This window comes from Nostoc sp. FACHB-888, from assembly GCF_014696655.1.
Taxonomy (GTDB): Bacteria; Cyanobacteriota; Cyanobacteriia; order Cyanobacteriales; family Nostocaceae; genus Nostoc.
In genome coordinates, this window is record NZ_JACJQM010000212.1 from 1 (window position 1) to 6,753 (window position 6,753).

Consider the following 6,753-nt stretch of genomic DNA (forward strand, 5'->3'; position numbering starts at 1 on the left):
TCATTTAATCCTGTCTTTATTACTACTGGATATTGAACGGCTTCGACCCTTAGCACTTAGTCATGGAATTGACATTACTATTTCCAGGTGCAAGATATGAGGTAAGCCTTAAATAATTTGCAGAGATGCTGAATTTCGTTCAGACTAGTGCTAGTGTACTATAAGATTTGTAGTTTAGGATTTTATTTACTTGGAAATAGTGTGTGAAAAGCGAGACTGCTTGTAGTAGAGCTACCCTTGGGACAAGAACGAAGGGCATGGGTCAGGTAAAAGAAATCGCTCATGTGGTTTTTCTATGCTCTGATACTGCCAGCTACATCACTGGATAACCTTTGGTTATTGATGGTGGATTCACAGTGAGTTGATTAGGATTTGAAACTCAACTGCGATTAATGAAGCGTTTGAGCATTATTGCTAAAAGTTCAGATGAATACTATGATACTATGCAATTGCTCGCATCTAAGTAGATGAAGTTGTTAGTAGTTGTTTGAAAGTAGTAAAAGCAATAAGGAGAAAAACATGAAACTTTGTAAAACGATTGTAATGGCTACGCTCATTATTACGGGACTCACTAGTCAGAGCGTCTTAGCAAATACTGAGAGAGAAATTCCTTTCGTTGGTCTATGGGAAGGTATCGATCCTGATGATGGTGGAAACCAGTTGCGTTCAATTACACTCAACGAAGATGGCACGCTCAGTTTGACTGGGAGTTCTACCTACTTCTCGCTGTGTAATGGACTACGTGGGGTCATCAATGGTACAGGAGAAATTCAGGGCATAGTTCTCGAGACTAATGTTACGCTCACATGCTCTAACTCTCCTCCATCCCTATACAAGGTTAAGGCGAAATATGAACTAGATAGGAAAAATGGTACTCTCGTAGAGCGCACAGATCTAAGGACAAAAAATAATAAACCGCCGATCGTTTTCCACCTCATCAGCCGTTCACAGGTTTATAGAAGGATAAAGGGAGCAACGCAATTTTCTGAAGTCGGACAAAAACGAGTGATAATGCTGCGACCCGACGGAGGTTATCGCTAAACAGAAAGTATAGTAACCTAGTAAAATAGATACTTACTAAAAAGTCTAAAACCTTAGTAATACTGAGAAAACTGTATCGTTATGGTTGTTGAGTTCTCTGATAGAGACAAAAAAGTGTACGATGCCCTTTGAGTAATAGTTTTACTCCTAAAGCATTTGGCGAGAGACGCTTACCCAACAGTTGCAATCGTAGATAAATAGTAGATAAATATTTTAATATAACTTTTCCATTAATTGTCAAAGTATTTAATCGCACCCGCTCCAAGTCATAGTCACTCACCCGCGCGATGGAATCCCTGAAGGTAAAAACCTCGTCACGGGGGAACGGCTTGGAAAATGGGGCAGGCTTTTTTGGGATGCTTGTCTGCGTAGATGGAGGATCGGTTGGATATGAAGCCTGCCCCATTTTCTCTGACGCTCGAAGACTCGCTACCGCTTCGCTAACGCCAGATGCGACACCTTTTTCAGATATTCCTGGGGACATCCATTCGATGCTGTAGAATCAGCAATCGTTAATCAGTTGAATACCTTGGACTATGCGGATCGGTGGCCCATCTAGTGACAACCGAAACTCGACCAACTCACCCAAGCCAAACACAGGTTTTTCTTGGGGCGGCGATGGCTGCGCCAACGCCAAGGGCGAACGCAAATTACCTGTACCAATAAGTTCACTACCCCAAACAGTAATATTGTCATGGCAAGTGTTGATTTCGTATTTCCAGCCTTGCAGCGACCATTCGACACCACAGCAGTAACCAAATGTTTTGACTCTTTTGACGTACACCCGTTCAAGCAAACTTACTAGCAACGGCGGGATTCGTTGACCCCAAGGTGGGGAGATGTACCAGCACTGTTCTAAGTTTTGGACAAGATTAGTCATACTTTGCTCCTTTTAAAATACTTTGTGCTGACATGAATAATTGAGTTGTAAAACTGGGAGATAGGGAATAGCCGATAATTGACCCCGCCGTAGCAGTTTCATTGGGGAATAATGCAGATATGGTATTTGAACTTAGTAGTGCTAATGTACTATAAAACTAGTAATATAGTATTTTATTAAGCACCAGTTAGCCTAACTTTCTAATGCTTCACTCTGCTTCCAAGTGAGAAAGATAATTCATGTGGATATGGATGCTTTTTACGCATCGGTAGAACAGAGGGATAACCCAAGCTACCGAGGGAAACCGTTAGTCGTCGGTGGCAGTCCGAATCAGCGAGGTGTGGTTGCAGCCGCCAGTTATGAAGCTCGTAAGTTGGTTGAAATTATCCACTGAGGGAGTACTTCTGAACTTTCCGTTTTTCTGGACTTTGAAGTGCCAGCCGAGAAAATCAAACCCATCTGTCGCGGCGGTAACTTTGGTTTTCTTTTGGCTTACATTCATTCCGCGTTTGCGGAGGAACTCGCTGATTCTTTCAAGTATTTCTATCGCATCATCTTCGGGTCGGAGTATAATAACCATGTCATCCGCGTATCGGATTGATGGCTCGACAATTCTTTCTGCCGATGTTTTAGGTGTAATCCTTTTACCCTGTTTGTATTGAACGTGGTATCTGTGGATACTCTCAATCCCGTTGAGCGCGATGTTAGCTAGTAGCGGGCTGACCACTCCCCCTTGTGGGGTTCCTTGTTCAGAGAATTCTGGGTTTACCCCTGCCTTGAGGCATCGGAAGATACCGAGTTTTAGACCTTTGGGGGCAATGAGTTCGTCCATAATTGCTGAGTGATTAATCCTGTCGAAGCATTTTTCGATATCAAGTTCTATAACTCTTTTATCTATTCCTTTACTTTGTGAGCATAGGTTGTCAAAGATGTACTTTTGTGCGTCATGGGCAGAGCGCCCAGTTCTAAACCCATAACTCCGAGCATGGAAAGTGGCTTCGTGTGCTGGTTCGAGTGCGTATTTTGCTAGGCATTGCCAAGCCCTGTCTGAGATGGTAGGTATCTTAAGCATTCTGGTAGTCCCGTCCTTTTTAGGGATGGGGATTTCCCGTAGTCCTTGATGCTTCCAATTTCCACTGTTCATTCTCAGTAGTTCTTCAAGGTTGAAGCGTTCTTCAAATGAGAGGGATTTTTTACCATCAATACCTGCCGTCTTTTTGCCAGCATTTAGCTGAGATACAAGTCTAATTGCAAGAAATCGAGCCGAGGTAGATTTAAGAATAAGCTTTTGAAGTGACCTAGCTTTCCGCTTGTCTCCAACTTGAACCGCTTTATACACGCGCTTTTGAAGGCGGAAAAGATTTCGGCGGAATTTCTTCCACGGTAGGGCTTTCCAAGATTCACTAGTTTTATAACTGTGTCTAATCATTTTCTCTTCTCTGGTTAGTGTATTCTGAACACCTCGCAACAATTACGTTGCGTCCTACCCGAATCAAAGGGATTCCGTATCCCGTCTTACCTACCTGGGGTTCGACTTCCCCAAGACCTTTGATTCGTTTTTATTCGTTCCCTCGGTTAGATTGATGAGCCACTGCGTTGCGGTGAGGCAGTCTGGTCTTGGGGGTTTCCCCCATGAGGAACTGCCGAACCCGAAGGGGGGTTCCCCCCGTTGTAGCATGTGGCGTTGTTCCGTTAGGTGTAGCCAATTCAACCATTGGATTCCCTGGACTCTTACCGCTTCTATGCCAATGGAGCGGCGGGAATTATTTCCAATAGAGTCGGGGGGTTTGTGTTGCGCCCCGCTCGAGTGTAGGTTGCTTTTTAAGGCTCGATTTCACTGTAGGAACTCCCTGTTAGCACCAGTGTCAACCCGCAACGGTTGTCTGATTGCACCCTGTTCCCAGCTTCACCCTGTAGAAACCGAGTCTACTCAGTGTGGGCAGATAAGGAGTCAATTCTGAGTCTGAATGGTAGGACTTTCACCTACATCTGACCGAGAGTTCAACCTTTGGTGACAGTAATCTGCTGTCAGGCTGGATTAGTTATTTACGGGCTAAATACCGTGATTCACTAATCAACGAATCGCACTGGGATTCACTCAGCAATGCCGTCAGTAAGGCATCATGTAAAAATAAGTTGTACAAAATTTATTTGGAATAGCTTGCTAAATCTAGCTTTCGCACAAAAATTGTTCAGGTTATTTTTACACAAATCCTAACAGCAATTGCCAAATGCCCTGGACTTATCTTTGTCAGACCGAGATTCGACGTTTACCGAGAGATTTCCACTTCAATTCACGCTATCTTTAAACGCTACAGTGATTTAGTGGAAGGGGTTGCGCTAGATGAAGCATATTTGGACGTTACTGAGAATAGGCAAAACATCCCTTACGCTTCTACTATCGCAAGATATATTAAAACTGCAATTTTTGAAGAAACTCAGTTAACGGCAACTGCGGGTGTGTCGATTAACAAGTTTCTTGCAAAAATGGCATCAGGTCAAAATAAACCCAATGGACTAACGGTGATTTTGCCAGAGCAAGCGATCGCCTTTGTAGAACAGCTGCTGATTGAGAAGTTTCACGGCATTGGAGAGGTGACGGCGGCCAAGATGCATTTACTGGGGATTCATACTGGTGCAGATTTAAAGGAGCGATCGCTTTTGGAGCTAACACACCACTTTGGTAAAGCTGGTCAGTATTACTATAAGATTGCCAGAGCAGAAGATGACCGCCCAGTTGAGGCGAATCGAGTTCGCAAGTCCATTGGTGCAGAAACCTCATTTGCAAATGATTTAAGCGATGTTGGTCAGATGTTGCAGGAACTCGAACAGATTGCCCAAATTGTCGAGCAACGGTTAGAGCAGCACGAAACACGGGGCCGCACATTAACTTTGAAAGTCAAGTTCTCTGATTATCAACGTTTAACCCGCAGTAAGACAATGCTTGCTCCTATCAGTGAACTCTCTACGATTTTTGAGATAACTAAAGCGCTGTTTGAGTCGATTGATCTGGAGAATCGCAGCATTAGGTTGTTGGGGATTTCGTTGTCTAACCTTGATAACGCCAAACAAACCCAAGTAATTCAACTGCCACTATTTGAGAATACAGGCATTATATTTTAGCGTTCGCGCTGTTTAAATACTGACTCACCCATGACAGAAATCATCAACTCTTAATTGGGCTACATATCAGATACCTGCCACCCGGAGTTACCACAGAGCGTTTTTGAAAAGAGAAGGTAAGCGGAAGAGTCGGGGTGTAAAAGTGCAGAAGAGATGAAGTCTCTTAAGTAGAAGAGATAATTGTATAAGTTCTTTCCCTTTGCCCCTCTGCTTTCAAGAGGGAAGAGATGTCTTAACCGAACGGTATTGGGGGGAGCAAAGCGCTCGCCATTGAACTACAGCTTGCCTAAAAAAATCTAGATACGTGTACATATTTAAAGTTAGTGTCCCCTTGTAACCAGTCTTTTAGATTAAGGGTTTAAACTAAGAGATATTTAACTGTGTATCAGATAAACACCTGTTTGCAGCTTTAAGGAAAGTCTTATGAAGTCATACGAAAAAATTATTTCGGAACGGATAAAAGAGCAGCGTAAGAAAAACAGTCAAAAGCAACAAAGAGTTGATAGATTGTACGGAATTGCCTCTACTTTGGGGGGAATAGGACTATTAATTTATGCTTTGTTAAGCTATCAAGCAGTGTCTAACCTAGAGAAGAAAGGTTTTTCAACGGCAGGTATCATTACTAAGACTACAACTCATACATCAGGATATAGATCAGGGGGAGGTGTAGGCGCTTATGTACAAACCTCAAGTTATATGTCTACTATTGAGTTTCAAACTAAACAAGAAAAAATAGTTAAGTTTAAAGCTAATGATATTTGTTGTCAGGGAAGAAAGATAGAAATATTATATAATCCTGATAATCCTCAGCAAGCAATAGTTAAGGCAGAGCTTAGTATTTTTGATAGAGTTAAGCAGCCAATTGGATGGGGATTATTTCTGACGCTTGTTGGAATAGGATTTTTTGCGGTTGCAGAGATCAAGTATGGTGAATTAAAAAATTAATAAAATTAAACGTTCCGATTACCTCTCCCCTGAGTTTGATGGCATGCTCAAAATTTATGCAACGAACTGGCTCTGTTGTAAACTTTGTCCAAATTGCTTTGTAAAGCAAGAGTAATTTCAGCTTTTGGCTCCGAGTCCCTAAAATCTCCTTCCAAAAGAACCCAGTGAACAACTTTAGTTACTGTCAAGCTTTCTGCTTGAGAATAGATGTTTTGATTTAGATAAATCTCTACAAATTCACCAATATTGGGTACTCTGCTCATTGGAACAACTGTCACAGATTCACGATTGAAATCAGGCCTAATATTTAAAACAGAATCATCAAAAATTAACGCAACTGGAATCATTGTTATTACTTATAGTATTACAAATGCAATGAATAAGAAGTAAGCCTTGAGCCATTGAAGAGAAATATATAATTGAGTACAAGCCGTAAATAGAATACTGCTAATTCCGGTTGGGAACTCAACAAGAAAGATGAAGATCAATACAATAACGTGATAGATATATGCATTGCTTTCGGGTATTTTGCATTATTGGCAACATAACCAAGACCTAGCACATAGGCGTTGTGTATATCGTGCTAGTTAAATATTGGGTATTTTAGTTAACAATGAGTAGGTAAAGAATGGTTGTGTACAACGGGGTCAGAGTTACATGGTATAGTCTGTTCAGACGCTGACAACTCGGTTATGGAGAGAGAGCGAATCAACTCCCGAATCACATCAGTTGCAGGTCTACCTGTCATTGCACAATATCGTTCA

7 protein-coding genes and 1 pseudogene are annotated in these 6,753 nt (G+C 42.0%); 4 read left to right on the forward strand and 4 right to left on the reverse strand.

The window, feature by feature from the left end; genetic code table 11:
- The first annotated feature begins 519 nt into the window (after nucleotides 1-519).
- On the forward strand, nucleotides 520-1,041 hold the full coding sequence (locus tag H6G26_RS36820) for a hypothetical protein (protein WP_190736436.1): 522 nt from the start codon (nucleotides 520-522) through the stop codon (nucleotides 1,039-1,041).
- Nucleotides 1,042-1,120: 79 nt separating this feature from the next.
- Here H6G26_RS36820 and H6G26_RS36825 read toward each other — a convergent pair whose 3' ends face one another.
- Both H6G26_RS36825 and H6G26_RS36830 read right to left on the reverse strand, forming a co-directional pair.
- A complete protein-coding gene (locus tag H6G26_RS36825; protein ID WP_190736438.1) occupies nucleotides 1,121-1,525 on the reverse strand; it encodes a hypothetical protein in 405 nt (134 codons plus the stop codon).
- A gap of 18 nt (nucleotides 1,526-1,543) precedes the next feature.
- On the reverse strand, nucleotides 1,544-1,921 hold the full coding sequence (locus H6G26_RS36830; RefSeq protein ID WP_190736440.1) for a DUF1392 family protein: 378 nt from the start codon (nucleotides 1,919-1,921) through the stop codon (nucleotides 1,544-1,546).
- Between the two features lie 247 nt (nucleotides 1,922-2,168).
- Between H6G26_RS36830 and H6G26_RS36835 the strand changes: the two genes are divergently transcribed.
- Nucleotides 2,169-2,315, forward strand: coding sequence for a hypothetical protein (locus tag H6G26_RS36835; protein ID WP_242054210.1), 147 nt, complete (start codon nucleotides 2,169-2,171; stop codon nucleotides 2,313-2,315).
- On the opposite strand, the pseudogene H6G26_RS36840 reads toward H6G26_RS36835, so the two are convergent.
- Nucleotides 2,301-3,350 (reverse strand): annotated as a pseudogene (locus H6G26_RS36840) (reverse transcriptase domain-containing protein); the annotation flags it as partial. The gene H6G26_RS36835 and the pseudogene H6G26_RS36840 sit on opposite strands and share 15 nt — an antisense overlap.
- 794 nt (nucleotides 3,351-4,144) lie before the next feature.
- Here H6G26_RS36840 and dinB point away from each other — a divergent pair.
- Together dinB and H6G26_RS36850 are read left to right on the forward strand one after the other, a co-directional pair.
- Nucleotides 4,145-5,044, forward strand: coding sequence for a DNA polymerase IV (dinB, locus tag H6G26_RS36845; RefSeq protein ID WP_347242578.1), 900 nt, complete (start codon nucleotides 4,145-4,147; stop codon nucleotides 5,042-5,044).
- Nucleotides 5,045-5,467: 423 nt separating this feature from the next.
- Nucleotides 5,468-5,989 (forward strand): DUF3592 domain-containing protein, encoded by a 522-nt coding sequence (locus H6G26_RS36850; protein ID WP_190736444.1) that lies wholly within the window; start codon nucleotides 5,468-5,470, stop codon nucleotides 5,987-5,989.
- Between the two features lie 47 nt (nucleotides 5,990-6,036).
- Here H6G26_RS36850 and H6G26_RS36855 read toward each other — a convergent pair whose 3' ends face one another.
- Nucleotides 6,037-6,336 (reverse strand): hypothetical protein, encoded by a 300-nt coding sequence (locus H6G26_RS36855; RefSeq protein WP_190736446.1) that lies wholly within the window; start codon nucleotides 6,334-6,336, stop codon nucleotides 6,037-6,039.
- Nucleotides 6,337-6,753: the final 417 nt, after the last annotated feature.